This window comes from Streptomyces griseorubiginosus, from assembly GCF_001514195.1.
Classification (GTDB): domain Bacteria; phylum Actinomycetota; class Actinomycetes; order Streptomycetales; family Streptomycetaceae; genus Streptomyces; species Streptomyces griseorubiginosus.
Map to the genome: position 1 here is coordinate 586,728 of NZ_KQ948737.1, position 25,692 is coordinate 612,419.

A 25,692-nucleotide genomic window follows, 5' to 3' on the forward strand; every position below is an offset into this window, starting at 1 on the left:
CCGCGGTCCCGGAGAGCGCCGGTGCGGCTCAACCACGGGGATGGCCGCCCTGCACGTGGAAGTTGAAGTCGCCGTGGCCGAAAGCGCCGTACAGGCTCAGCCAGAGCGGCAGGACCATCTCGACGCCCCGGGCGGTGACGATGCCGCCCAGGTCGACGACGGCGGCCTGCGGCCAGCCGAAGGAGCCCAGCAATTCGGTGACGGCCTTCTTGGCGCCGGTGTCGTCGCCGCTGACGAACACGGTGTGCTCCCCCGGCACCCGGGCCGGATCGACCATCACGGCACAGTTCATGGTGTTGAGGGTCTTCACCACCAGGGCGTCGGGGAAGGTCCGCTGGATCCGCTCGCCGAGGCTGTCGGTGTTGACCGGGTCGAGGATCGGCGGCATCCCGTGGGAGAAGTCCAGCGGATTGGCGATGTCGATGAGCACCTTGCCGCTCAGGTTCGACACGCCCGCCGCCAGGAGGACCTCGATGCTCTGCCCGCCGGACGTGGCGTTGACGATCGTCCCGCCCAGGGCGGCCGCCTCGGCGAAGGTCTCCAGCCGCACCTGGTCGTGCTCGGCGTGCCAGTGCGCGAAGGGCGGGTTGCCCATGCCGTCGGGTTCGGTACGGGCGAGGGTGGCCCCGGGGTCGCGGGTGCCGACGACGACCTCATGGCCGAGGGAGGCGAGCTTGGCCGCCATGGTCCGGCCGACGATGCCGGTGCCGAGGACTGTGTAACTCATTCGAGTGGGTCCCTTCGCGAACTCCGACGACCGGGCGGGGCACCGACCACCATGACGGCGACCCGGGAGGTGACCGGCCGCGTGCCGAGGGTAGTGGGCGAAACATCCGCCTGATCGGCTCTATCGTGGAAAATCACATCATGATGGCTGGCTTCGAGGCAGGCTGCACATGAGGGAACCGCAGATCGACCACGCGGCGGTCTTCCGCGCCCTGCCCGGCATGGTGGCGCTGCTGACGCCGGAGCTGGTGTACGCGGACGTCAACGACGACTTCGTCCGCATCACGGGCCGCTCCCGTGAGGAGCTGATCGGCCGCTACATCTTCGACGTGTTCCCCGAGAACCCCCACGACGACGCCGCGGCCGGGATGCGGGAGACCCGGGAGTCGATGCTGCGCGCGGTGGCCACCGGCGAGCGCGACACCATGGCGGTGCTCCGCTACGACATCGAGGATTCCCAGCACCCCGGTCTCTGGCACGAGCACTTCTGGAGCCCGGTCAACGCGCCCGTTCTCGGCGCCGACGGCAAGGTGACGCTGATCGTGCACCGGGTGGAGGAGGTCACCGAACTCATCCGGGCCCGCGGCGGGCCGGGCGGCGACAGCCGGGCCCGCGCGCTGGAGGCCGATCTGTACGCACGCGCCAGGGAGCTCCAGGAGGTGAACGAGCGCCTGCGCAAGGCGCACGCCCACGAACGCGAGGTGGCCCTGGCGCTCCAGGAGGCTCTGCTGCCCGCTCCCGGCCCTCTGGGGCATCACCAGGCTGCCGTGCGCTACCGGCCCGCCGTCGGTGCGCTGAACGTGTGCGGTGACTGGTACGACCTGGTCGACCTGCCCGGCGACTGCCTCGCGGTGGCCGTGGGCGACGTGGTCGGGCACGGTCTGGCGGCCGCCTGTGTCATGGGCCAGCTGCGCAGCGCGCTGAGCGCGGCGACCCGGGTCGCGGACGGCCCCGCCCGGGCGCTGGAGGCGCTCGGGCTGTACGCCCGTTCCGTCGAGGGTGCCGAGTCGACCACGGCGGCCACGGCCTTCGTCGACTGGGGCACCCACACCCTCACCTACAGCAGCGCGGGCCATCTGCCGCCCGCCCTGCTGCACCCGGACGGCACGGTGACCTTCCTGGACCAGGCCACCGACCCGCCGCTCGGGGCGAGCGTCGAGCACTCCGAGCGGCCCGAGGCCAGTGCGCCCTTCACCGAGGGCGCCACGCTGGTCCTCTACACGGACGGGCTGGTCGAACGCCGTACCGAGGACATCGACATCGGTCTCGCCCGTCTGGCCCGCTCCCTCGGCGCCCACCGGGAGGCCGGCCCCGAGGACCTGGCGGACGCCCTGCTGACCGATCTGCTGCCGCCCACGGGCACCACCGACGACACCGCTCTCGTGGTCATCCGCCTGTGACGCGGCGGGCCCGCCGACGCCCCGGGGTGGTGATGCCGCTCCTGTGCCGGGCCGACGCGAGGGCCCGGAGCAGCGGGCCGCGGCTGCCGTCGGGGACGGTCCACAGGGGGTGGCCCCGTACCGCCCAGGTCTCCAGGAGGGCGTTCGCCGCGAGGAAACCGCTGGTGGCGGCGCGTTCCATCAGGGCGACCGGGAGGTCGGTGCGCACCAGGTCGCCCGCGAGGACCAGGCCCTGCTGCGGGGTGCGGACGCCGGGACGGTCGGCGTACCCGCCGACGGGGAACAGGGGGCAGTCCTGGCGCCATTCGTGGCGCGCGTCGAGGATCCGCGCGTCACGGGTCTCGGGGTAGACGCTCCGGAGCTGGTCGATCAGGTGCCGGGCCTCGGCGTCGGGGTCGGCGTTCTCCGGCAACGCGTAGCCGTGGAGTTCGACCACCGAGCCGCCGGTGCGGGCGGAGAACCGCGCGGCCTCCTGCTCCCACCGCTCCAGCACGCTGACGTTGTCGAGCGAGCCGTATCCCGCGGTGCCCAGGAAGCCGGGCCGGCCGGGGTCGACGGGCCGGTCGAGCCAGAGCCGGGAGACCAGGAAGGGCGGGGCGGTGCGCAACCGGGCGATCCGTTCGCGCCAGGCAGCGTCACCGAGCCCGGGTGAGCGGCCGACCAGGGAGGACAGACCGCCGGTGTCCAGGGCGAGGACGACGCTGTCGTACGGCTGCTCCTCCCGGTCGGTGGCGACGGTGAAGGTGCCGTCCGCACCGGGCGTGACGTTCTGGACGGGGGTGGACAGGCGCAGCTCGGCGCCGTGCCGGGCGAGGTGCTTGGCCAGGGGGTCCCACAGGGCCGTCGGGAAGGGGTCGTCGGGGACGTCGAAGAGCAGCCCCTCGGAGCTGCCGAGGAAGTAGATGTGGAACATCAGGACCATCTCGGCGGCCGACAGCTCGCGGGGGTCCGCGAAGAAGCTGCGGGAGAAGACCTCGAAGGCCAGGTGCCGGGCGGCTTCGGGGAAGCGCAGGGATCGGAGGAAGTCGTCGGCGCTGACGCCGTCCAGTTCGGCGTAGACCTGCGGGACCCGGACGTCCAGGAGGGGCAGGGCCGCGACGGGGTTCATGGCCACCAGGTCCTTCCAGCGGAAGGACGGGCTCAGGGCGACGAAGCCCAGCGCGCTCATCGGCGGGGTGCGCGGCACCCGGCGGAAGCTGTCGTGGAGTCCGTCGCGGTGCTTCAGCGGGTAGTCGGGGAGGCCGGTGAGGCGGTCCAGGCGGGGATCGGTACGGCGGAGCAGGGCACGCAGGTTGTAGTACTGGCGGAAGAACGCGTGGAAGCCGCGGCTCATGGTGGCCGTGGTGCCGTCGTACAGCTCGGTGGTCCAGCCGCCGACGCGGCCGCCCAGGTAGGCCTCGCGTTCGTAGAGGGTGACGTCGACACCGCGTTCGGCGAGGGCGGTGGCGGCGGCGAGGCCGGCGATGCCGCCGCCCACGACGGCGGTGCTGCGCGGTCGGCCACCGAGCCGGGTCGCCCCGGGGGGCGCCGGCAGGAGGACGGCGTGGCGGTCCCGTCCGGGACGGGCGGCGCTCACCGGGCGCTCCCCGGGTTCCCTGGGGCGGAGACGGCGCGGCGCGCCACGACGGTGTGGGTGATGCCGGTCTGCCAGCCGGGCAGGGGCAGGGCCCGCACCCGGTCGAAGCCGTGGGCGCGGACCCGGTCCGTGAAGCGGTCGACGGTGTCGAAGTCGACGACGCTGCGCCACAGATGTCGGTACAGGTCGCCGTCGCCGAGGGCGGAGGCGACGGGCAGGACCACGCCCCGGGAGACGGCTGTCCACACCGCCCGGTCGAGGGGGCGGCCGCTGAGGGTGTACTCGTGGACGGCGAGCCGTCCGTGCGGGGCCAGCAGTGCGTGGACGGAGCGCAGCACCGCGTCGGGGTCGGCGACGTTGCGGAAGAGGTAGGCGGCGAACACCGCGTCGAACGGTCCTTCCACGCCCGCCTCGGCCAGGGCCTCCGCCGGGGCGCACACGAACCTGACGCTGCCGGGCCACGGCTTGGCCAGGGCGCGGTCCAGCATCCCGGCCGAGGCGTCCACGGCCGTGATGTCGGCCTCGGGGAGCACGCGGGCGAGCGCGGCGGTGGAGGCGCCGGTCCCGCAGCCCAGGTCCAGGACGCGCAGACCGGTGCCGGGGCGCGGCAGGCCGAGGCGGCGCGCCGAGCGGCGCAGATGGGCGTGGTAGCCGGGGTTGGCGGCCACGAGGGTGTCGTAACGGGCCGCCGCATGGTCGAATGCGGCGGCCAGTTCCGCGTCACGCAGCACGGTCACGCTGCCTCCTGGGGGCGGATCGTCGGAAAGTGCGGGCTTCGGGCGGGGTGGGGCGGGTGCGAGTTCAGGCGGGGCGGTTCAGGGGCCCGGAAAGGGGCGTCGGGGCAGGCGGGGCACTTCGAGCGCGGCGCGCAGCATGGGCGCGACGGGAGTGCGCAGCCCGATGCCGAGCTCCTCGTGCAGCCGGGTCCGGCCGTCCAGGAAGCGCAGCACGCGCTCCAGGGGAATGCGCGCGAACAGCCGGGCGAAGAAGTCGGCGCCGTCGACGAGGCCGCTGTCGAGGGCGTGCAGCAGGACGGCGTCCATGGCGCGGGAACGGGCCGAGTGCGGCAGCGGCGGTACGGGGCGGCGGCCACGGCCAAGGGCGTCGGCGACCGCGGCGGTCTGGCGCTGCACGCCGGAGAAGGTGTAACCGGTGGAGGGCCGGATGGCGCCGCCCGCCGCCCCGATGCGGAAGACGGAGGGCCCGGTGCGCCGGGCGAAGGAGGCGTCGGTCATCGGGATGACGCCGGTCTCGGTTCCGGTGATCTCGACGTCCCGGAGACCGAGGACCGTGCCGGTGTAGTGGCGCAGGGCCTCGTCGTAGGCGTCGGCGGACAGGACCGCCGAGGAGAACTCGGTGTACTCGATCAGGGCCTGGTCGGGGCCGGTGGGCAGCACGTAGGCGAAGGACAGGCCCTGCGCGGGCTGCGGGGTGCGCAGGTCCATGAGCTCCACGCAGCCCGGGTCGAAGACCGGGCGCCCGGTGCGCACGAACCAGCCGTGGAAGTGCTGGAGCAGGGTGGTGCGGGCGGCGGGCAGACTGCCCAGCGGCCGGGAGTCGAAGACCCAGCGGGCGTGCACGGTCTCGGGCTGCCCGGTCGCGGTGCGGGCGTCGACGCGGGCGCCCCGCGGAAGTCCCTCGACGCTGTCGACCGCCGCCTCGACGCGGCGCACCCGTCCGCTGCGGGCGAGGTCGTGCCCGACCAGCGTCTCGAAGTCGTCCGAGCGGATCATCTTGTAGCGCAGCGGGGAGATGTCCTGCTCGATGGCCTCCCCCGTGGGCTGGTGCACGCGCAGACGCTGCCACGACCGGGTGACCGCGGCGTCGTACCGTCCGGCACCGGCCTCCCAGAAGCACCAGGTGCGCCGGGGCGGGCGCAGAGGTCCGGGCGGGGCGTCGACGAGGACGACGGACAGGGGGCGGGCGCCGGGGGCGGGGCGGGCGAGCCGGTGCGCGAGGGACAGCCCCGCCGCCCCCGCGCCGATGATGGCGACGTCCGCCTCGTGCACGACCGGTTCCCTCCCTGCGCGGTGTCGCTGTCCCTGCGGCAGCATTCCGGTCGCAGTACCCGTCCGGATGCGGTTCCTCACCTGGTGCGCGCCGGGCACTCGATCATCGGCCTCCGACACGCATCGTTTCTGCGTCGATTTCACGCAGCGCACATGCTTTCACGCGGCACCCGCGTTTTCCCGCAAGGCGACGCTTTCACGCCGCGCACTCCACGGCGTCGGCGTCCTGGAGCCGGCAGGCCAGGCGGCGCAGGCCGCGGCGGGCGTGGCTCTTCACCGTGCCGAGGGGCCAGCCGGTGACCTCGGCGATCTGGGTCTGGGTGAGGTCGTCGTAGAAGGCGAGGTTGAGGACCCGGCGCTGCGGGGCGGGGAGTTGGGACATCTCGTCGGCGAGCAGCACGCGGTCGATGGCCGTCTCCGGCGCCACGCACTCGTCGTGCCTGAGCATCAGCTGGGCGCCCGCGGCGGCGACGAGTTCGCTGCGGCGGGTGCGCGCCGCGAGGGCGTCGGCGATCTTGCGGCGCGCGATGCCGGTGAGCCAACCGGGTAGCGTGCCGCGCTCCGGAACGTACCCGGCGCGCCCCCGCCACGCGGCGAGGAAGACCAGCTGGGAGACGTCCTCCGCCTCCCTCGCGTCCCCCAACGAGCGCCAGGCCAGGGCGTACACGAGCGGTCCCCAGCGGCGGTGCACGGTTTCGAGGCATGTCTCGTCCCCGGCGAGAAACCCGTCCACGAGAGCACGGTCGTCGAGATCCGCGACGGTTTGCTGTGCGGTCGTCATGGTTACTCCTCCGCAGGGCCCGGCGGTCGCCCAGAGCGACTGCCGCCCTTCCACCGTGCAGAGTCGATGCAAGTACGACAACTTGCATCGACTCTGCATCGAATCGATCGGACCTGGTGAGGGCAGGGCTGTGGAACCTCGTGAGGGCAGGGCCGCGGAAACGGCCGAGGACACGGCATCGAGCAGGAATCGAACAACTCACCCGCGGTTCTCGTGCCATGCCGCATCCGTTTCCGCCACCCGGCAGGAACCGGTGTCGACTGCACCAGCTCTGATCACCAGGATCTCGACGAGGGGACCCGGCAGCATGAGCTCCACCGTGGCCAACGACCACCGCGCGGACCTGCGTCCGGGCACCCACCCGACCCCGGAGCAGGCCTCCCCCGCTCCGCCACCGCGCCGGAATGGACAGGGGGACCATCGCCGCGGCGAGAATCCGTGGCCCCCGCCGCCGGCAGCACCGCCGGCTCCCGAGGATCCGGGCGCCGTGGACCAGGACGTGTCGGGCGCCGTGCGCACGGTCCTCGGCGACCTTCTCGACCAACAGCTCGCCGCGGCCCACGCCGTCGATCCGCTCTTCGGCGAGGACCTGGCCGCACGCGTGGCCCGCTTCACGCAGAGCGGCGGCAAACTGGCCCGCGCCCGCTTCGTGTGGTGGGCGCTGCGGGCCTGCGGCGGCACCGAACCCGCCCAGGCCCGGGCCGCACTGCGGATCGGCGCCGCCCTGGAGCTCATCCAGACGTGCGCGCTGGTCCACGACGACGTGATGGACGGCGCCACGCTGCGCCGCGGACGGCCGACCCTGCACGTCGACATGGCCCGGCAGTACGCCGGCACGAGCGACACCCGGCGCGCGGACCGGCTCGGTCAGGCCTCCGCGATCCTCGCCGGGGACCTGGCCCTGGCCTGGGCGGACGACGTGGTGGCGGACACCGAGCTGCCGCACCGCACCGCGCGGCGGGTCCGGGAACTGTGGCGGGCCATGCGCACCGAGATGGTGGCCGGGCAGTACCTGGACGTGCAGGGCGAGGCGACCTCCGGGCGCTCCCTGGCCCGGGCGATCCGCGCCGCCTGCCTCAAGAGCGCCCTGTACTCGGTGGAGCGCCCGCTGGCCCTGGGGGCGGCCCTCGCGGACGCCGGCCCCACCGCGACCCGCGCCCTGTGCTCGGCCGGCCGCTGCGTCGGGCTGGCCTTCCAGTTGCGCGACGACCTTCTCGACGCCTTCGGCGACCCGCAGGAGACCGGCAAGCCCGCGGGCGGCGACATCCGCAGCGGCAAGCCCACCTACCTCGCCGCCGTCGCGCGGGTCCGGGCCGAGGCCTCGGGCGACCGCGAGGCCATCGAGGTGCTGGACGGCACGCTCGGCCGGGCGGACGCCTCCGAAGCCGAACTCGCCGCCGTCCGCGAGGTGTTCGTGACCACCGGCGCGCACGACACCGTGGAGGTGAAGATCCGCACGCTGGTGGCCCAGGGGCTGCGCCACCTGGACACCGCGGTGCTCGAACCCGAAGCCGCCCGGCGGTTGAGGACACTGCTGCGCTCCGCGACCGGCGCACCCGCCACCGCCGCCTCCGAGGCGGTCCCCGCCTCGCTGATCCTGACGGCCACCGACGAGGAGGCCTCCCGATGACCCGCACCACTGCCACCGACGAAGAGGCCGCCCGATGACCCGCACCACTGCCACCGACGAAGAGGCTGCCCGATGACCCGTACCGTTCCCGGCCGCACCGACCATGTCGTGGTCGTCGGAGCAGGTCTGTCCGGACTGGCGGCCGCCCTCCACCTGCTCGGCGCCGGACGCCGGGTGACCCTGGTGGAACGGGACGCGACACCCGGCGGGCGGGCCGGGCTCCTGGTCCGCGACGGCTACCGCATCGACACCGGGCCCACCGTGCTCACCATGCCCCACCTGGCCGACGAGGCGTTCGCCGCCGTCGGCGACAGCCTGCGCGCACGCGTCGACCTCCTGCCCCTGCACCCGGCCTACCGGGCGCGGTTCGCCGACGGCAGCACCCTGGACGTGCACACCGACGCCGAGGCCATGGAGACGGAGATCGAGCGCTTCGCCGGGGCCCGCGAGGCCGACGGATACCGCAGGCTGCGCGTCTGGCTGGAGAAGCTCTACCGGGGGCAGATGCGGCGCTTCATCGACGCGAACTTCGACTCGCCCCTGCAACTGCTCCACCCCGACCTCGGCCGGCTGGCCGCCCTCGGCGGCTTCGGACGGCTGGACGCGCGCATCGGACGGTTCCTCGGCGACGAGCGGCTGCGGCGCGTGTTCTCCTTCCAGTCGCTGTACGCGGGCGTCGCACCCGAACGTGCCCTGGCCGCCTACGCCGTCATCGCCTACATGGACACGATCGCGGGCGTCTACTTCCCGCGTGGCGGCATGCACGCGCTGCCCCGGGCCATGGCGGACGCCGCCGCGGACGCCGGGGCCGAGCTGCGCTTCGGGGAGACGGTCACCCGCCTGGAACGCTCCGGGGACCGGATCACGGCCGTCGTGACCGACCGCGGGCGCATCGCCTGCGACGCCGTCGTGCTCACCCCCGACCTGCCCGTCACCTACGGGCTGCTGGGGCGGACGCCCACCCGCCCGGTGGGGCTGCGCTTCTCCCCCTCCGCGGTGATCCTGCACGCCGGCACCGACCGCACCTGGCCGGCGCTGGCCCACCACACCATCTCCTTCGGGGCGGCCTGGCGGCAGACCTTCACCGAACTCACCGAGTCCGGCCGTCTGATGAGCGACCCGTCGCTGCTCATCACCCGCCCGACGGCCACCGACCCGAGCCTGGCCCCGCCCGGACACCATCTGCACTACATCCTCGCCCCCTGCCCCAACACCGCCATCGGTCCGGACGCGGCCGACTGGAGCGAGCTGGCCCCCCGCTACCGCGACAGCCTGCTCCAGGAGCTGGAGCGGCGCGGCCTGGAAGGGCTCGCCCACGCGATCGAGGAGGAGTGCCTGGTCACGCCGGCCGACTGGCAGGCGCAGGGGCACGCGGCCGGCACGCCCTTCTCCGCGGCCCACACCTTCGCGCAGACCGGCCCGTTCCGGCCGCGCAACCTGGTCCGCGGTACGGCCAACGCGGTCCTCGCCGGCTGCGGCACCACGCCCGGCGTCGGCGTCCCGACCGTGCTCCTGTCGGGCAAGCTCGCCGCCGCCCGCATCACCGGCGGCGCCCGCCCGGGCCGAACCCGCCCCGCCGTACGCGAAACCCTGGAACGGAGGCCGGCATGACCGACCGTGAGCTCGACGCGGCCGGCGTCACCGACCCGGAACTCCGGCAGGCGTACACCCACTGCCGACGGCTCAACGCCCGGCACGGCAAGACGTACTTCCTCGCCACCCGGCTGCTGCCGGTGGCCCGGCGGCCCGCCGTGCACGCCCTGTACGGCTTCGCGCGCTGGGCCGACGACATCGTCGACAGCCTCGACAGCGCGACCGGCGCCGAGGAGCGGTCACTGCAGCTGACCCGCCTTCAGCACGAGCTGGAGGCGGGACTCCGCACGGGCAACAGCGCCGAACCGGTGGTCCGCGCGCTGGCCGACACCGCGCGGCGCTACGACATCGACCACCGCCACTTCACCGACTTCATGGCGGCGATGCGCGCCGACCTCGACGTCACCGACTACGCGACCTACGCGGACCTGCGCACCTACACCTACGGCTCGGCGGAGGTGATCGGCCTCCAGATGCTGCCGGTGCTCGGCACGGTCGTACCGCGCGAGGAGGCGGCACCGCACGCGGCGGCCCTCGGGGTGGCGTTCCAGCTGACGAACTTCCTGCGGGACGTGGGCGAGGACCTGGACCGGGGCCGCGTCTACCTGCCCGCCGACCTGCTGGCCGCCCACGGTGTGGACCGCGAGCTGCTGCACTGGAGCCGGGACACCGGGCACCCCGATCCCCGGATCACGGCCGCCCTGCGGGAGTTCGAGCGGCTCAACCGCGGCGTCTACCAGGAGGCGGCCCCGGGACTGGCCATGCTCGACCCGGTCGCACGCCCCTGCATCCGCACCGCCTTCGTCCTCTACGGCGGCATCCTGGACGCGGTCGCCGCGGACGGCTACCGCTCGCTGCACCGCCGTGCCGTGGTCCCCGGACGCCGTCGTGCCGCCGTGGCGCTCGACGGCCTGGTCAGGGTGGGCGCGGCGCGACTCCGGCACCGCGGGACCGAGCTCCCGCGATCGCCTGTACCCGGTGAGCCGACGGCCCCCGCCTCCTCGTCCCGGCCCGAACGGAAGATCGCATGAACCCCCGACGACGCCCCCGTTACCCCCTCTCCCTGAGGCGCCGCCCGGTGCGCTGGGAGAAGCAGCAACCGACCTGGCGCCAGGCCCGGCCCGGCCTCATCGCCGAGGCCCTGAAGCGGGCCCAGGCCCAGCCGTCCGGCAACTGGTACGTCGTCGGCGCCACCCGGGACGTCCGCCGTGACCGGCCGCTGTCGGCCACGGTGGCGGGGCAGGAAGTGGTGGTGTGGCGCACGGCCGACGGGCGGCTCGCGGCGGGCCCCGGTATCTGCCCGCACCTGGGAGCGCCCCTGGCCGACAGCCCCGTGCGCTGCGGGACGCTGGTGTGCCACTGGCACGGACTGGCCCTGGACGGCGGGCCGTTCGCGGGCTGGGAGCCACTGCCCGTGCACGACGACGGCGTGCTGGTGTGGGTGCGCCTGGACGCGGTGGGCGGTGAACCCCCGACGCCGGAACCGGCGGTCCCCGAGCGGCCGGAGGTGTCGCGGGCCGTCGCCGCCGTCTACACCGGGGTGGGGGTGTGCGAGCCGGAGGACGTGGTGGCCAACCGGCTGGACCCGTGGCACGGGGCCTGGTTCCACCCGTACTCCTTCGTCGACCTGACCGTCGTCGACACGCCCGGGTCCGAGGGGGCGGACGACGACGGGTTCACGGTGGACGTGTCCTTCAAGGTCGCCGGACGGCTGGTCGTGCCGGTGCGGGCGGTGTTCACCACGCCCGGACCGCGCACGGTCGTCATGCGCATCACCGAGGGCGAGGGCGTGGGTTCCGTCGTCGAGACGCACGCGACCCCCATGGGCCCGGACGAACGGGGCCGCCCGCGCACCGCCGTCGTCGAGGCCGTCGTGGCCGCCTCCGAGCGTCCCGGCTTCGCCGTGGCCCGCCGGGCGGCACCGCTGCTGCGCCGTGCGATGACGGCGGGCGCGGCACGGCTGTGGCGCGACGACCTGGCGTACGCCGAACGCCGCTGGCAACTGCGGGACACGGGGCGCTTCCCGGGCTGACGCGGGCGGGGCCGGGCGCCTTCCGGCCGACCGGGGGGGGTGTGCGGCGCGGCGTCGCCGGTGCTGGTCGGTGTCGCCGGTGCCGGTCGGCGTCGCCGGTCCAGGTCGGTATCGCCGGTGCTGGTCGGTGTCGCCGGTGCCGGTCCGTGTCGCCGGTACAGGGCGTATCGCTGGTACCGGTCGGTATCGCCGGCACAGGTCGGTATCGCCGGTGTCGGTCGGTGTCGCCGGTGCCGGTCCGTGTCGCCGTGCATCCGTCGGGCCCGTGGGCGCGGAAGAGAGCTTGCCGGGCGGGCGGCCGCGCGACGAGATCGGAGGGCATCGTGATCGGATTCCGCTGTGCACGCAGTCGTCCCTCTAACCGCTCCCGAGGTTCCCACGGAGCGTCCGCGGGGTCCTCGACGTGAGCGAGACGGACGCGGAGGTGCCCGAGGGCGCCGGGGTGACCACCGGTTCGCTGGCCAGACGCCTGGGCGTGTCACCCACCACCCTGCGGTCCTGGGACCGCCGCTACGGCCTGGGCCCGGCGGCCCGCACGGAGGGACGCCACCGCCGGTGGACCCAGGACGACGTCGCCATGGTGCTGGAGATGTGCCGGCTGACCGCGGCCGGGATTCCGCCCGCGGAAGCGGCGAGGGCGGCGAAGGCGCTCACCGAAGGCACTCATGCCCTCGGCGCGGTGGACAGCCTCGCCGGAGCAGCGGCCGAGGCCGACGCGCCACCGGACCGGCACGCCTCCCGGTCGGGCAGCGGTCTGCCGCTGGGCAGCGCCCGGCAGGACTGCAAGGGCCTGGCACGCGCCGCGGTCCGGCTGGACGCCCTGGCCGTGCAGGAGCAGCTCACCGCCGCCATCGGCAGGCACGGACTGGTCGTCACCTGGGAGGAGATCCTGGCCCCGGCGCTCCAGGCGGTCGGCCGCAAGTGGCAGTCGGCGGGCGAGCGTTACGTCGAGGTGGAGCACCTGCTGTCGTGGCACATCTCGGCCACCCTCCGGCACGTCTACGTGTGTGCCTCGGCGGGCCAGGAGACCTCGCGGACCGTTCCGGTGATCCTGGCCTGTCTGCCCGGCGAGCAGCACACGCTGCCGCTGGAGGCGCTCAACGCGGCCCTCGCCCAGCGCGGCACGGCGACGCTGATGCTGGGCGGCGCGGTCCCCGGGGACGCGCTGCTGGCGGCGGTGGAACGGGTCGGCCCGGGCGCCGTCGTGCTGTGGTCACAGTCCGCCCGGACGGCGAACCTCGCGCTGGTGCAGCAGGTCGCCGCCACCCGCTGGGGGATCAGGGGCGCGCGCACCCGCAGCCGGGTCCTGCTCACAGGACCCGGCTGGGGACGGTCGGTTCGGCCCGGACTGCTGCGGCCGCGGGGCCTGCACGAGGCCCTGGTCATGCTCGACACGCTGCGGTCCAGGGATTTCCAGGAGGGCTGAGCAGCGGGCCCGGGGGTGTTCGGGTCACCGCTCGGAGGGCGTGTCGGTCGCGGTGAGCGCGCCTCGGGGTGCCGCGCCGACCGGGGGCAGGGGCTGTGCCCCGCCGTGCTGCCGGCGCCGGGCGGCCAGGGATTCGCGGGCCGCCTGACGGGCGTGCCGGCGACGCCAGTACGGGTTGTCGTGCGGCAGCCTGCTGGACACGCGGCCGTACATGCCGAACGTCAGGATGATCAGCCCCATGACGAAGCTGAACATGACGTTGGTCATGCCGAAGTCCAGGAAGTTGGCGGGCTTGTCCAGGATGAAGATGTGCGCGAAGCCGCTGAGCAGGAACAGGGTCCCGACGACCATGTTGAGCGTCGACGCGAAGTTCCCGCCGACGATGCCGCCGGCGATGAGGGCCAGGCCCACCAGGACGGAGATCAGGCTCAGCAGGCCGTTGGTCGACAGCCCCGCGATGTTCTCGCCGTCGGTGCTGAACGGGCTCAGCTCGTCGGCGAACCCGAGGACGCCGAAGACGAGCAGGGTCAGGCCGCAGAAGGCGGCGCCGTACCGGTAGACCGTGGCCAGTTTGTGGTCCACGGGGAGTTCCTCGCTCAGCTTCATGGCGATTCCTTTCCCGATGCGCGAACGTGTCGCGTCATTTCCGCGGCGGGTTCGTCGTTCATTCCGCAGAGGGGTTGTCCTTCATTCCGCGGAGCTTTTTTCCGTCGTTCCGGGAAGCGGCCCGGAATGTCTCGGCCGCTCGCACACCATTCACCGTGGCGCCGGTACGCGGTTGCAGTTGATCCGGAAATTCATTCCGCCGCGCCATCCGTTCGGCGGGTATCACGTCCGCAGCAGGCTCACGGCGCCCGTCGCCGCCGGCCGGCCCGCGACGGTCACGGCGAAGCGGGCCCCGCTGTGCTCCCGCGCCACGTCGATCACCGCTCCGGCGGTGGGGACCGGCGCCCGGACCACCAGGCGCAACCCCACCACCGCGCGGGCGGTCCGGCCGGAGGACAGCAGCACCGCCTGCCGTCCCGCCTCCAGGAGGGCGGGCGCCGTCAGCCGGTCCGGCGCACCGGGCAGGAAGACCGGGTGGGCCGGGTCGCGGGGCACGATCACCAACCGTCCCTGCGCGGCCCTGGCGAGCAGCACGTCCGCGTCGGCCGCCGCGCCCACCGCCGCCGCGGCCGGGTGCAGCAGCCCGGGGTGCGACGCGGCGACCCCCGTGTCCTCCTGGCTGCCGACGGGTGGGGCGAAGGTCATGGCGCAGGTCGCGAAGGCCTGGCCCCGGTGCAGGTACTCGGCCGTGACCCGGAACGAGGCCGGGGCGCCCGCCTGCGGCACGACGTCACTGAGCACGACCCGGGCCGGGACCCGGGTGGCGCCATGGCGCTCCGTCGGCTGCGTCGCCGGGGACAGCCCCAGGCTCACCGACGTCGCTTCGAACAGCGCGTTCCCGCACTCGGGCAGATGCCGGCGCTGAACGGCGGCGGCGAGCTGCCGGGTGGACTCGACGACGATGAGCGGGTGATGCACCACGGCCGTGTCGCGTTCGTTGAGCGGATGCGTGCGGGGCCACTGGCACGCCCCCTCGAAGAACCTGTCCCCCAGCCGCCGCACCGACTCGACCAGCAACGACGCCATGGTCTCCAGTCCCAGACCGCGCCAGGTCACCGGATCCTCGGCGGGTTCCCGGCCGGCGGCCCGCCGGACGCGCGAGAACACCACGACCGGCTTGTCCGGCAGGACCACCTGCTGTACCGCGCCGTCATGCATGAGGCCTCCTCGACACGGGGGCGGCGGTTGCCCGCGTCTTCGCGCGCACCGTGCAGGAAATTCACGTCGCTGTGCCTCACCGGATGCACGGACGGCGAGAAGACCGGATGCACGGACGGCCGGAAGACCGGATGCACAGACGGCGAGAAGTCGTCCGGCGGGAGATCGGGTCGGGGGAATTACCGGTGATCGGCGAGGTAATCCCTCAGCACGGAAAGGAAATCCGCATCGGGTTCGAGGCCCAGCGCACCGGCGCGCCGGTGGTCGAAGTCGGCCGGCCAGGAGCCCACGATGGCCTCGACGGCCGGGTCGGGGGCAACGGTGACCCGGTCGGCGACCGTGTCACCGGCCACCTGGCGCAGGGTGGCGAGGATGTCGGCGACCGACACGGTCAGGGCGGGCAGGTTGACCGGCAGCGGACCCTCCAGGCGTCCGGGCCCGGTCCCGCGCACGGCCTCGGCGACCCGGAGGATCCCCTCGACGGTGCGCCGCGGCGAGGACAGGGCCACCCGCAGCCCGGGATCCACCGGACAGACGGCGGGCAGTCCGGCCAGCGGCTCACGGACGATGCCGGACAGGAAGCCGGACGCGGCCGCGTTGGGCCGGCCCGGCCGGACCACCACCGTCATCAGCCGCACGACCCGCCCGTCGAGGAAGCCACGCCGGGTGCAGTCCGCGATCAGGTGCTCGCACATCAGCTTCTGGGTGCCGTAACTCGACCGCGGCAGCGGCAGCGTGGTCTCGCTGACCGCCGGTGGCAGGGGCAGGTCCGGGTGCGAGCCGTAGACCGCGATGCTGCTGGCGAACACCAGCCGCACCGCCGGCCCGCCCGAACGGGACTGGGCGCGTGCCCGGTCCAACAGGGCCCGGGTGACGTCGACGTTGGCGCGCATCCCGAGGTCGAAGTCGGCCTCGCACTCGGCGGACACCGCGGCGGCGAGGTGGAACAGCACGTCCACGGGCTCGGCGAACACGGTCTCCATCTCCTCGACCAGGTCCCCGTGCACCTCCTGCACGAGCGGTCCGCCCGCCTGCGGACGGCCGGCCCCGGCCACACGGTCGACCAGGACCAGTCGGCCGATCGGCTCCCCGCCGAAGGTCCCGGCCCGCAGCAGCGCGTCGGCCAGCAGACGGCCCAGAAATCCGGACGCACCCGTCACGACGATCCTCACCCGGTCAACTCCTCCGCAGGGGCGGTGTGTCCTGGTCGTCATACCCTCGCCGGGGGTCGGGGCCACAAGCCGTGGGTGGGCGTCACAACTCCGGGCGACTCGGGGGCGCCGTACGAGCGGAAGCCCTCGGCGCGGAGGCCGGTGCGCGGCGGCTGGAACGAGGGTCAAAACACCTGGCCCGAGGGGCAGATCGGCCGCCGGATCAGTGAATAACGGGGCAGACGACGCAAGCCGACTGTGTTGCTCCTGTGCTGAACTGGTGAAAGATTGACGGGGGTTGTGGGGAGCGACAAGAATGCGGGCTCGCTCACCTGTGACTCAGGTGAGCGAAGTGACGCGAGTGATTTCGCCGCGGCCTGCACTGCTGCGCGCCGCCCGCAGCGACTGCCCGCGTCCGCCCACCTCCCACACACCGATCCGCTAGGGCATATCTTGACGCGCCTCTCACGCTCCAGAACATCGGCCACGGTCGCCGCGACCGCTTTCGCCGCCGCCGTCATCCCCCTGCTCGGGGCCACCGCCGCGAGCGCCACGCCCGTCGGTGGCTGCCAGTCGGCCACGGTCCAGTACCGCATCGTCGACGCCTCCGGAAAGCCGGTCGACGCCGACTGGACCTCGCAGGGCGGCTTCCACCAGTGGTCCAGCGCCCCCGGCACCGTCGAGGTGCGGCTGGCTCCCGGCCAGAACGTCGGCGAGGGCTGCAAGTACCCGGTCTCGCTGGCCGAGTACACCACCGAGGGCCCCAACTGGTACACGTCGGGTCTCCAGACCCTCGTCGACCACGCCACGGTCTACCTCACCGCCGCGGACGTCGCCGCCTCGGACGACTCCAAGCAGACCTACCAGAAGCTCTCGGTCAAGTCGCCCGACTGCTACGGCCAGATCGACCTGTACGGCGACGACGTCATCTACGACGGCAAGTCCGGGGACGGGCACGGCCCCGCCCCCTACCAGCCGGGCAACGTCGTCACGCCGTACCACCTGATCGCGGCGTGGAACGGCGGCGACAAGTCCTGCACCCCGGAGCAGCCGAGCTCCCCCACGCCCCCGCCGTCCTCCGAGACGACCCCGCCCGAGAGCCCGTCCTCGCCGCCCGCGACCACCCCGCCGGCCGACGAGACGACCCCGCCGCCGGCCTCTCCCTCGACGCCGCCGCCCTCCTCCTCGACTCCGCCCACCACCCCGGACGTGCCGCCGATGCAGTCGACGCCGCCGTCCCCGACCTCGAGCAAGCCTCCGCTGGCGGAGACCGGCTCCAGCGCGCCGGTCGGTCCGATAGCCGGCGGCGCGGCCGCGGTCATCGCCCTCGGCGCCGCGGCCCTCTACGCCGCCCGCCGCACCCGCCGCTCCTGACGGGCAACGCGACCGCCGCCACCGTGCGGTGAGCCGTACGACGGTGCCGCCCCGGACCCACGGTCCGGGGCGGCATCTTTTTGTGCCAGGGGGCGGTACCGCGCGAGTCGTTCACGCGGCGCCGGTGCACCGCGCCGCGTCCCTCACCCCCGGTCCCGCCCTGCCAGGTCCGCCAGGCCGCCCGCGCCGAGGGGGCCCGTGGACTCGACGGGCCGTTCGGCCTCCAGGCGGGGCAGTGCGCGGCGTGCGACACGCAGGACGACTGGTGGCAGTGCCGCGCGCACCGGTTGGGTCAGGCGCAGCCAGGCCGGTGCGTATACGGCCGTACGCCTCCGTTCGAGGCCGTCGACCACGCGCGCGGCGACCGTCTCGACGGGGTACACCCGGCGGGCCGGACCGGGCATGGCGGCCCGCAGTTCCCGCAGTACGGCGTACCGGTCGGCGTCGCGGATCATGTCGGTGTCGGTCCAGTTGAGGTAGGCGATGCCGACGCCGACGCCCCGGTGGGCCACCTCTGCCCGCAGGGAGTGCGCGAAGGCCTCGGCCCCGGCCTTCGAGGCGCAGTAGGCGCTCATCAGCGGGGCCGCGCCGATCGCCGCGAGCGAGGCGATCTGGAGGAAGTAGCCGGCCGTGTCGAGGAGGTCCGGAAGGAAGGCGCGGGCCGTGTGGGCGCTGCCGGTGAGGTTGACGTCGACGACACGGCTCCAGGAGGCCGGTGAGGAATCGAGGAAGGGACCGCCCTCGGCCACGCCCGCGTTCGCGACCACGGCCGAGGCGGGCCCGAGGCGGGCCCGGACGGCGGCGGCCGCGGCCGCCAGGGCGTCCGGGTCGGTGACGTCGGCCTCCATCGCCATGGTCGGCCCGGGCAGCGTCGCCGCCAGCGACTCCAGCCGGGACTTCTCGTGGCCCAGCAGCGCCACCCGGGCGCCCCGCCGGGCCGACTCGCCGGCGATGGCCGCACCCAGACCGCGGGCGGCTCCGGTGACGACCACCGTCCGGCCCGCCAGGGGGCTGCTGCTCATGGGCCCGAAGTCCTTCCGTCGAGGGGGTGTCGCGCCGACCACTGCTCAGAGCTCGGGGTCCGGCAGGCGCGCGACGTGGTCGGGGTGGCCCGCCGTGCGCCGCTCCTCCTTCATCTCCGCCTCGTACAAGTGGTCCCTGCCCTGGGCGAGTTCGTCCACCGCGCTGGTCTCCAGCTGCTGGAAGGGCCGGTAGTAGGTGGCGTTGTAGGCCTCGACGATCTGGAACGTCCAGTGCCCCGGGATGACATTGCGCCCGAGGACCTCCGAGCGGACCTTCGCCGCCCACTCGGGATGCCCCGCCTCCTCCAACAGCTCGACGGCACGGTCCAGTTGCAGGTCCGCGGTGCCGGTCAGCTGGTGGAAGTCGTACAGGCGGCCCCTGGCCCGTTCGGTCGTCTCCAGCGCCTTGGACAGCGCCCCGAGGGCCTCGACGGTGATGTCGTCGACGCCCTCGGGACGCCGGTGCTCGCGGTCGGGACCGCCCGGAATCTCCGTCTGCTCGTTCATGGGTCTCCTCGACGGGTACGGCCGCCCCGGCGGGGCGGTGTCGTGGGGTCAGCGCCTGTCGCCGGTGCGGTCGCGGCGGGTGAGCAGGCGTTGGGCTCGGGTGAGGCCGGGTGGCCGGTGGCGGTGCAGGGCGGCGCGGGCCGCGTTGGCGCCCGGCGCCCCGTGCACTCCCCCGCCCGGGTGGGCGCCGGAGGACGCCAGGAAGAGGCCGGGGACCGGGGTCTCCGGGCGTCCGGTGCCGGGCACGGGCCGGAAGACGAGCTGCTGGTGGAGGGCGGTGGTGCCGCCGTTGATGGCGCCGCCGCTCAGATTGGCGTCCAGGGACTGGAGGGTCGGGGGCGCCAGGACGCGGCGGGCGCGGATCCGGGCGCGGAAGCCGGGCGCGAACCGCTCCACCTGTCGTTCCATGCGGTCCGCCATGAGTTCCTGGTCCTTGGCGCCCCAGTCACCGGTGATGCCCTCGTCGCCGGCGTCGGCGGCGATCTCGTGCGGGATGTGCGTGTAGGCCCAGGCCGATTCGGTGCCCTGCGGGGAGCGGGTGGCGTCGGCGGTGGTCATCTGCCCGAAGAGCAGGAAGGGGCGGTCCGGGACCTGCCGCATGGCGATCTGCGCGGCGAAGCGCGTCAGCTCGTCGACCCCGTCGGCGAGGTGCACGGTGCCGGCCCGGGAGGCCGCCTCGGCCTGCCAGGGCACCGGTCCGTCGAGCGCCCAGTCGACCTTGAAGGTGGCGAAGTCCCACTGGAACCGGCGCAGGTCGTCCAGGAGTTGCACGGGCAGGTGCTCGGGGTCCACGAGGCCGCCGTACAGCGCGGGCACCGACACGTCCGCGAGCACCGCCCGGCGGGCCGGTACCGCGTCGCCGGCCGCCGTACGCACCCCGACGGCCCGTCCGCCGCGAACGACGACATCCGTCACGCGCTGCCCGCAGCGGACCCGCCCGCCGAGCGTCTCGAGACGCCGGGTGAGGGCCTCGGTCAGGGCGCCGGAGCCGCCTACGGGGACGGGGAAGCCGTAGGTCTGTCCCAGCATGGCCATGAGCCAGCCGAAGCCGCCGCTGCCCGCCGATTCCGGGGCGAGGTCGGCGTGCAGGGCGTTGCCGGCCAGCAGCAGCCGGCCGCCCTGTCCGCGGAACTCCTCCTCCCCCATCCGCCGTACCGGCAGCACCAGGGTCCGGGCCATGCGCAGCCCGCCCGCGGCCCGCAGCCGCCAGGCCAGACGGCCCGTGGCGCGCACCGGCGGGAAGGGGGTGAAGAGCGCGTCGAGGAGGTCGGGGCGCAGGTTCTGCCATACGTCGTGCAGTCGCCGCCAGCCGTCGCCGTCGCCCGGCGCGAAGGCGTCGAGGGAGGCGGCGGTGGTGTCGAGGTCGCGGTCCAGGAGGGCGCAGCTGCCGTCGGTGAGGGGGTGGGCGAGGACGCTGCGGGCGTGGCTCCAGCGCAGTCCGTGCTCGTGCAGGCGCAGTGACGCCAGCACCGGGGAGGCGGCGGCGAGCGGGTAGAAGGAGCTGAAGAGGTCGTTGACGAAGGCGGGGTCGACCCCGCGGTCGTGGCGGACCGCGCCGCCGGGTTCCGGCTGCTCCTCCAGCACCTCGACGGCCCATCCGGCGTCCGCCAGTACGTTGGCGGCCACCAGGCCGTTGGGGCCCGCGCCGATCACCACCGCGTCAGGCACGGCCGCCTCCTTCGGCTCCCTGGGCCCCGGACCGGACCGGCGAGAGCCGTCGCGGGGCCTCGTGGGTCCGGCCGTCCTGGTTCTCGCACAGCTTGGCCAGCCGGGCGAGCATGGCGCGGTGGCGCAGCTGGATCAGCGCCTCGAACCCGACGTTGTGCAGCAGGCCGCCCGCGCCCCGCAGCGGGTGCTCGTCGACGATGACCAGGCAGTGGTCGCCCCAGGGACGCAGCTCGATCGCGATGCGCGCGGTGCCGAGCACTCCGGCGTGGGCCTCCAGTTCGAGGTGGGAGCCTTCCTCGCAGTGGCGTACGACGGTCTCGTTGGTGAGGTGCAGCGGGCCCAGCGCGATGTGGAAGCGGATGGCGGCGCCCTTCTCCGGCCACCGGCCGCGCACCGGTTCGGACTGCGCGGTCCCCACGACCCACTCCGCGTAGCGGTGGCCGTCGGCGAGGACGTCCCACACCGCACTCGGGCTGACTCGGATCAGACGATGGCGAAGGGCCACGGATACCTCCCGGACTGCCGCGGACGGGTTGCCCTGCGGCCGTGCCCCGGGTTCCCGAAGAGGGAGAGGCCAACCAACAACCTGGGCCCCGGCCTGCGCTCTCGCGTGCCCTGCCGCCCTCCCGTAGATTCAGATGCCGTCACGGCAGCGCGTCGCGGCCCGACCGATGAGGAGTTCCCATGTCCGGACGGTTCGACGTGGTGGTCGAGGTGGACCGGCCCGCGAAGGAGGTGTTCGCCTACCTCGCCGACGGGCGCAACGATCCGCAGTTCAGCCCCAGGGTCCTGCGGATCGAGCGGGTTCCGGAGACCCCGACCGCGATCGGCACGGTCTTCCGGAGCACGGTGAAGGACGCCGGCATGAAGACCGCGCGGGAGTTCCGCATCACCGAGTTCGAGGAACCGGTGCGGATCCGGTGGACCGAGGTGTCCAAGAACAGTGTCGCGGTCCGCGAGGGCGGTTACGACGTGGAGTCCTTGCCCGACGGCCGGACCCGCGTCCGCCTCCACAACGTCCTGGAGGGCCACGGCCTGGGCAAGCTGCTGGTCGGTCTGGCCCTGGCCGCGGCCCGCAAGGACGCCCCCGCCTTCGGTGCCCGGATCAAGACGGCGGCGGAGACGGCGATCACACCGGGCTGAGCACCACGGCGGCACCCGCGGCCGGCCGCCGCTGCGTCAGGGCGGGGCGTCGGCGTGCCCGCGATGCTGTTCCAGAGTCGCGTCGAGGTCGGTGAGCCGGTCCAGTCCGCGCACCGCCTGGGTCATCCGCGGGTTGCCCTCCAGACGGGCGCGGTGGCGGTGCAGGAAGGCCCAGTAGCCGGCCGTGAAGGGGCAGGCGGTGTCTCCCGTCCGCTCCGTGGGCCGGTACGCGCAGGGTCCGCAGTAGTCGCTCATCCGGTTCACGTAGGCGCCGCCCGAGGTGTACGGCTTGGTGGTCATCCGGCCGCCGTCGGCGTACTGGGACATGCCGACGACGTTCGGCAGCATCACCCAGTCGTAGCCGTCGACGAAGCAGCGGTGGAACCAGTCGGTCACCGCGGCGGGGTCCCAGCCGCGCTGGAGGGCGTGGCTGCCCAGGAGCATCAGCCGCGGGATGTGGTGGGTCCAGCCGGTGTCGCGGACCTGGGTGAGGACCGTGGACAGACAGCGCGCGGTGACGGCGTCCGCGTCCAGCTCCAGGAACCACTCGGGCAGCGGCGCACGGTGCCCGAGCGCGTTGCGGTGCCGGTAGTCCTCGCCGAAGTACCAGTACAGCTGCCACACGTACTCGCGCCAGCCCGCGATCTGGCGTACGAAGCCCTCCACGCTGTTGACCGGTGCGTCTCCGCGCCGCCAGGCGTCCTCGGCGAGCGACACGCACTCCAGCGGGTCGAGCAGACCGAGGTTGAGGGACGAGGACAGCAGGCTGTGGCTCAGCACCGGGTCCCGCGCGAGCATCGCGTCCTCGTGCGGGCCGAACCCGGCGAGCCGGTGCGACACGAACCGCCGCAGCGCGGCCAGGGCCTCACGGCGGGAGGCGGGGAACAGCCGCGGCCCGTCGCGCCCCACGAAGGAGACCTCGCCGGAACGCTCCCAGCGGTCCAGGTCGTGGCGCACCTCGTCGTCCACGGCGCTCTCGCGCGGCCGGTAGGGGTCCGGGGCACCGAGGGTGCCGGCGCCCCGGGGCGGGGGCCTGCGGTTGTCATGGTCGTGGTTCCAGCGGCCCCCGGCGGGCTGGGCGCCGTCCATGAGCAGATCGTGGCCCTGCCGTACCCAGCGGTAGAAGTCCTCCTGGCGCAGCCGCTGCCCGGTACGTCCGTCGGCCCAGGTCCGGAAGTCGTCGTGCGGGACGAGGAATCCGCGCGCCGGCAGGACGCGCACGCCGTCCAGCGCGTCGACCAGGCGCAGGGCGGCGCGGGAGGTGGGGTGGTGGACCGTCACCGGCGCGGAGCCGACCGCCTGGCGCAGGCCCTCGCGGTAGGTGTCCGCCTTGACGTAGCGGACCCGGTCGCCGAGTTCCGCGGCGCGGTGCCGCATCGCGGACAGCACCAGATGCGCCTTGGCCCGGTGGAACCGGCGACGCCGGAAGACCGACCGGGCCTCGACCATCACGACCGGGGCGTCCCGGTCCGGTCCGTGGGGGCCGGGGGTGAGGAAGTGCGGTCCGAGCTGGTCGCCGAAGAGCCAGTGGAAGGTCGTCATGCTCGGCTCCGGTTCCGGTGCGGTGGGGCTGTGTGCGGAGACCGCTCGCACAGGCGCAGAGTGCGGCTGGTGTGGTTCCGTGCGAGGGATTCGCAGGGTGGGGCCCGGCCGGATGCAGGGCGAACGGGTGACGCGCTCGCCCGCTGCATCAGGGCTGAGCCGGAGCGCTGGGGAGGCCGCGCGCGGGGCTCGGTGGTACCGCCGGTCGAGTGACTTGCCGGGCGCGGTCTCGTTTGACGGGATGCATCCAGCGCGTCCCTCGACGAAAGCCTGCCACGCCATGCGCCTTCGCCCCTTCCCGCCCTCCGCCGGTCCCTCCCGAGCCGCGGTCCTGGAGGCCGAAAGCACCCTCATCGGGCAGTACGGCGATCTGGTCCGCCTGGCACACGTCGTGCTGCCCGCTTCCCTCGGCCGGCACCGGCGGGTCCTGCTGGCGCACTCCGTGGTGCAGCGCGTCCTGCCCGCCGCTCACCCCGGGCGAGTCGTGCCGGGCGTGCCGCTGCCGCGCCGGGAGGGCCGCCAGGACCGGGCCGAGCTGCGGCGGTCGTACCTGGTGACCGTGGTGCGCGACGCTCTCGCGCTCGGCCGTCGGCCGGCTCTGTGGCCGGCCCGGCTGGCGCCGCCGCGCACCCTGCTGCCGCGTCTGCCGCTCGTGCTGGGGCTGCGCCTGTTCCCCGGTTCGGGCAGCCCGGAGGAACTGCGCTTCGCCCAGGCCCTGTCGGAGCTTCCCGCCCCGGCGCGGGCCGCGTTCATGCTCCGCCTGCTGCCGGGGATGCCGGACGAGGCCGTCGCCGATGTGCTGACGGCGGCCGATGTGGCCGACTCGGCGGGCGCGCTGCACGCCGCCCGGGCGTTCGCGGCCGAGCAGGCCGACGGGGCGCGGGTCCCGCCGGGCGTCGTTCCGCAAGAGTGCGTTCCGCAAGGCTTCGTTCCGCAAGGCTTCGTTCCGCACGGCTTCGTTTCGCACGGCCTCGTTCCGCAGGAGTTCGACGCCTGTGCCCTGCGGGCCAGCCCCACCGATCTGCTGCGCCGTCGGCGCAGGGTGCGTCTGGGAGCCGTGGCGGCGCTCGCGGTGCTGGTGGTGGGGGCGGTGCTCACGGACACGCCCCCGGACCCCGCGCCCCGGCGCACCGCCCTGCCGTCGGCGACCACGCGCTCCGGGCTGCGGCCCGCCGACCTCACCCGCGCCCCGGCCGACCTCTGGGACAACACCTCACGTGTCGACTTCACCGCCTGGCCGCCCCGCGGCTCCCGCGTCCGGGACGAGAACCTCCTCGGGCGGGCCCTGAGCACCTGGACCCGCCCGGGGCCCGGTACCCGCCTGGCCGTGACCCCCGGCACGCCCACGGTGGCGCCCTCTGACGCGCCGCAGCTGCTGTACGCCGGAGACGTGGGCGGCCTGGCCGTGGTCCTGTTCCACGACGGCCGGCGGCTCGCCCGCTACACCGAGCCCCGGTCGGCGGACGGGCCCAGGTCGCTGACGGTCGCCCGCGCCGACGACGCGGACGTGACCACCGCGGCCGCCGTTGCCCTCACCTCGGGCAGCGCGGGTGTGCGCTACCTGATCGCGCCCTGGGTCGCGGAGACCGAGATCCGGGACCTGCTGCGCCCCGACGTGCTGGGGCGTCCGCTGGGCGTGTCGCGCGAGGGGATCACCCAGCCCGTACGACCGGTGGCCGCGCCGGACGGCTGCACGAGTGTCCCGGTGCTGCAACTGCGGTCGTCGGAACGGATCGCCGAGCACCACGCCTTCCTGCTGGCCGGGCTGGACGGCCTGTCCCCGGTCCACCTCACCTACACCCCGCTGCCCGGACCCGGGGCGCCCTCCCGTGAGCCGAGGGAGGCCACCGGTCCGGCGGCCCTGTCCGCCTGGTCCCAGCACGCCTGCTCCCTGGGGGCGCTGCGGGGCGGCGGTGTCAGCGCGGTCCACGCGTGGGACTTCGCCGAGCAGGACCTCCCGGACGGCGGCGGCCACGCGGTGTGGACGTGCGCCCGCACCAGCACGTGGCGCGGGCCCGGCGACGTGACGGTGACGCTGCGCAGCGCGGCGGACGGACCCGGCGCACCGGAGCGGACCGTCTCCCGGGAACGGTCGACCGCGGTCTGCGGACGGTTCGGCAGGCATGTGGCGGCCGCCACCGGCTGGCGGTCGCCGAAGAACAAGTGGTACGTGCTTGCGGCCGGCAGCCGCGCCGTCACGGCCCTCACGATCGGCGGCAGCGTCTCGGCGCGCGAGCCGGGCCGGACGCTCGCCGTACCCGCTCCCCCGCATCCGCGCGTCACCGTCAGGGCCACCCTGTCGACGGGGGCGGACCTGCCCGGTGTCGCCCCGGCTCGGCGCTGACCCG

22 protein-coding genes are annotated in these 25,692 nt (G+C 74.3%); 9 read left to right on the plus strand and 13 right to left on the minus strand.

Annotated elements, in window-relative coordinates; genetic code table 11:
* Positions 1 to 28 precede the first annotated feature (28 nt).
* A complete protein-coding gene (locus AQJ54_RS20990) occupies positions 29 to 727 on the minus strand; it encodes an NADPH-dependent F420 reductase (RefSeq protein WP_062239570.1) in 699 nt (232 codons plus the stop codon).
* Positions 728 to 896: 169 nt separating this feature from the next.
* Between AQJ54_RS20990 and AQJ54_RS20995 the strand changes: the two genes are divergently transcribed.
* Complete coding sequence (locus AQJ54_RS20995; RefSeq protein WP_062239575.1) at positions 897 to 2,126, plus strand: PP2C family protein-serine/threonine phosphatase; 1,230 nt, start codon at positions 897 to 899, stop codon at positions 2,124 to 2,126.
* Here the strand turns inward: AQJ54_RS20995 and AQJ54_RS21000 are convergent.
* From AQJ54_RS21000 to AQJ54_RS21015, 4 genes are all read right to left on the minus strand, one after another.
* On the minus strand, positions 2,113 to 3,702 hold the full coding sequence (locus tag AQJ54_RS21000; RefSeq protein WP_211278568.1) for an FAD-dependent oxidoreductase: 1,590 nt from the start codon (positions 3,700 to 3,702) through the stop codon (positions 2,113 to 2,115). The two genes, AQJ54_RS20995 and AQJ54_RS21000, sit on opposite strands and share 14 nt — an antisense overlap.
* Positions 3,699 to 4,439: a class I SAM-dependent methyltransferase gene (locus AQJ54_RS21005; protein ID WP_062239579.1), complete on the minus strand. Its 741-nt coding sequence runs from the start codon at positions 4,437 to 4,439 to the stop codon at positions 3,699 to 3,701. Before AQJ54_RS21005 ends, AQJ54_RS21000 begins: the two co-directional genes overlap by 4 nt.
* A gap of 78 nt (positions 4,440 to 4,517) precedes the next feature.
* Positions 4,518 to 5,711 (minus strand): lycopene cyclase family protein, encoded by a 1,194-nt coding sequence (locus AQJ54_RS21010; protein WP_062239583.1) that lies wholly within the window; start codon positions 5,709 to 5,711, stop codon positions 4,518 to 4,520.
* Between the two features lie 196 nt (positions 5,712 to 5,907).
* A complete protein-coding gene (locus AQJ54_RS21015; RefSeq protein ID WP_062020049.1) occupies positions 5,908 to 6,492 on the minus strand; it encodes an RNA polymerase sigma factor in 585 nt (194 codons plus the stop codon).
* Positions 6,493 to 6,799: 307 nt separating this feature from the next.
* Between AQJ54_RS21015 and AQJ54_RS21020 the strand changes: the two genes are divergently transcribed.
* The 5 genes from AQJ54_RS21020 to AQJ54_RS21040 all read left to right on the plus strand — a co-directional run bounded on the left by AQJ54_RS21020 (position 6,800) and on the right by AQJ54_RS21040 (position 13,173).
* Positions 6,800 to 8,122, plus strand: a complete 1,323-nt coding sequence (locus tag AQJ54_RS21020; protein ID WP_062239584.1) for a polyprenyl synthetase family protein — start codon at positions 6,800 to 6,802, stop codon at positions 8,120 to 8,122.
* A 72-nt stretch (positions 8,123 to 8,194) separates the two neighbouring features.
* Positions 8,195 to 9,733, plus strand: coding sequence for a phytoene desaturase family protein (gene crtI / locus AQJ54_RS21025; protein WP_062239589.1), 1,539 nt, complete (start codon positions 8,195 to 8,197; stop codon positions 9,731 to 9,733).
* On the plus strand, positions 9,730 to 10,746 hold the full coding sequence (locus tag AQJ54_RS21030) for a phytoene/squalene synthase family protein (protein WP_062239594.1): 1,017 nt from the start codon (positions 9,730 to 9,732) through the stop codon (positions 10,744 to 10,746). Before crtI ends, AQJ54_RS21030 begins: the two co-directional genes overlap by 4 nt.
* The gene (locus AQJ54_RS21035) at positions 10,743 to 11,747 is read left to right on the plus strand and encodes a Rieske (2Fe-2S) protein (protein WP_062020056.1); all 1,005 of its coding nucleotides are present in this window, start codon (positions 10,743 to 10,745) and stop codon (positions 11,745 to 11,747) included. Before AQJ54_RS21030 ends, AQJ54_RS21035 begins: the two co-directional genes overlap by 4 nt.
* 403 nt (positions 11,748 to 12,150) lie before the next feature.
* A complete protein-coding gene (locus AQJ54_RS21040; protein ID WP_062020058.1) occupies positions 12,151 to 13,173 on the plus strand; it encodes a MerR family transcriptional regulator in 1,023 nt (340 codons plus the stop codon).
* A gap of 24 nt (positions 13,174 to 13,197) precedes the next feature.
* Here the strand turns inward: AQJ54_RS21040 and AQJ54_RS21045 are convergent, their stop codons facing one another.
* From AQJ54_RS21045 to denD, 3 genes are all read right to left on the minus strand, one after another.
* Positions 13,198 to 13,779, minus strand: a complete 582-nt coding sequence (locus AQJ54_RS21045) for a DUF4383 domain-containing protein (protein ID WP_062020060.1) — start codon at positions 13,777 to 13,779, stop codon at positions 13,198 to 13,200.
* Positions 13,780 to 14,001: 222 nt separating this feature from the next.
* Positions 14,002 to 14,937: a hypothetical protein gene (locus AQJ54_RS21050; RefSeq protein ID WP_062239597.1), complete on the minus strand. Its 936-nt coding sequence runs from the start codon at positions 14,935 to 14,937 to the stop codon at positions 14,002 to 14,004.
* Positions 14,938 to 15,116: 179 nt separating this feature from the next.
* Positions 15,117 to 16,109: a D-erythronate dehydrogenase gene (denD, locus tag AQJ54_RS21055; protein WP_062239600.1), complete on the minus strand. Its 993-nt coding sequence runs from the start codon at positions 16,107 to 16,109 to the stop codon at positions 15,117 to 15,119.
* A 432-nt stretch (positions 16,110 to 16,541) separates the two neighbouring features.
* Between denD and AQJ54_RS21060 the strand changes: the two genes are divergently transcribed.
* The gene (locus AQJ54_RS21060; RefSeq protein ID WP_062020067.1) at positions 16,542 to 17,462 is read left to right on the plus strand and encodes a hypothetical protein; all 921 of its coding nucleotides are present in this window, start codon (positions 16,542 to 16,544) and stop codon (positions 17,460 to 17,462) included.
* A 143-nt stretch (positions 17,463 to 17,605) separates the two neighbouring features.
* Here the strand turns inward: AQJ54_RS21060 and AQJ54_RS21065 are convergent, their stop codons facing one another.
* Genes AQJ54_RS21065 through AQJ54_RS21080 form a run of 4 tightly spaced genes read right to left on the minus strand, consistent with a single transcriptional unit; the run spans position 17,606 to position 21,164 of the window.
* Positions 17,606 to 18,484 carry an SDR family oxidoreductase gene (locus AQJ54_RS21065; protein WP_062239603.1) on the minus strand — a complete coding sequence of 293 codons (879 nt, stop codon included), beginning with the start codon at positions 18,482 to 18,484 and terminating at the stop codon, positions 17,606 to 17,608.
* Between the two features lie 45 nt (positions 18,485 to 18,529).
* On the minus strand, positions 18,530 to 18,991 hold the full coding sequence (locus AQJ54_RS21070) for a hypothetical protein (RefSeq protein ID WP_062239606.1): 462 nt from the start codon (positions 18,989 to 18,991) through the stop codon (positions 18,530 to 18,532).
* Positions 18,992 to 19,039: 48 nt separating this feature from the next.
* Positions 19,040 to 20,659, minus strand: coding sequence for a phytoene desaturase family protein (locus AQJ54_RS21075; RefSeq protein ID WP_062239611.1), 1,620 nt, complete (start codon positions 20,657 to 20,659; stop codon positions 19,040 to 19,042).
* On the minus strand, positions 20,652 to 21,164 hold the full coding sequence (locus AQJ54_RS21080; RefSeq protein ID WP_062239616.1) for an SRPBCC family protein: 513 nt from the start codon (positions 21,162 to 21,164) through the stop codon (positions 20,652 to 20,654). The genes AQJ54_RS21075 and AQJ54_RS21080 overlap by 8 nt, the downstream gene beginning before the upstream one ends.
* Positions 21,165 to 21,343: 179 nt before the next feature.
* Between AQJ54_RS21080 and AQJ54_RS21085 the strand changes: the two genes are divergently transcribed.
* Positions 21,344 to 21,802: an SRPBCC family protein gene (locus AQJ54_RS21085; RefSeq protein ID WP_062020077.1), complete on the plus strand. Its 459-nt coding sequence runs from the start codon at positions 21,344 to 21,346 to the stop codon at positions 21,800 to 21,802.
* Between the two features lie 36 nt (positions 21,803 to 21,838).
* Here AQJ54_RS21085 and AQJ54_RS21090 read toward each other — a convergent pair whose 3' ends face one another.
* Positions 21,839 to 23,344, minus strand: a complete 1,506-nt coding sequence (locus AQJ54_RS21090; RefSeq protein ID WP_062020079.1) for a cryptochrome/photolyase family protein — start codon at positions 23,342 to 23,344, stop codon at positions 21,839 to 21,841.
* Positions 23,345 to 23,624: 280 nt separating this feature from the next.
* On the opposite strand from AQJ54_RS21090, the gene AQJ54_RS21095 reads away from it, so the two are divergent.
* A complete protein-coding gene (locus tag AQJ54_RS21095; protein ID WP_062239619.1) occupies positions 23,625 to 25,688 on the plus strand; it encodes a hypothetical protein in 2,064 nt (687 codons plus the stop codon).
* Positions 25,689 to 25,692 lie beyond the last annotated feature (4 nt).